Below are 217 nucleotides of genomic sequence, written 5' to 3'. Positions count from 1 at the left end.
GGGCCTGATCCGCACGGTGATCACCACCCCGGCCAACGTCAACGACACCACCCCGGCCGACGATCTGATCCTCGGTGACGAGCAGGTGGTCTGGGCCGACGCCGCCTACCACACCCACGCCCGCCAAGCCGCGCTCAAGGCCCGGGGGATCAAGCCCCGGCTGGCCCGCCGGCCCAACAAGCACCATCCCAAGCTGCCGCCCAGCCAGGCGCGCTAC

The 217-nt window shown here is 71.9% G+C and carries 1 protein-coding gene; it reads left to right on the top strand.

Annotated features, from left to right (window positions below; genetic code table 11):
• The coding region (locus ASE02_RS17715; RefSeq protein WP_156406135.1) for a transposase at positions 1–217 on the top strand (217 nt) is incomplete at both ends.

Origin of the sequence: Phenylobacterium sp. Root700 (assembly GCF_001429025.1) — a bacterium.
Classification (GTDB): Bacteria; Pseudomonadota; Alphaproteobacteria; order Caulobacterales; family Caulobacteraceae; genus Phenylobacterium.
Note: the sequence above shows the minus strand (reverse complement) of the source record. Positions and strands in the feature narration are given on the sequence as shown.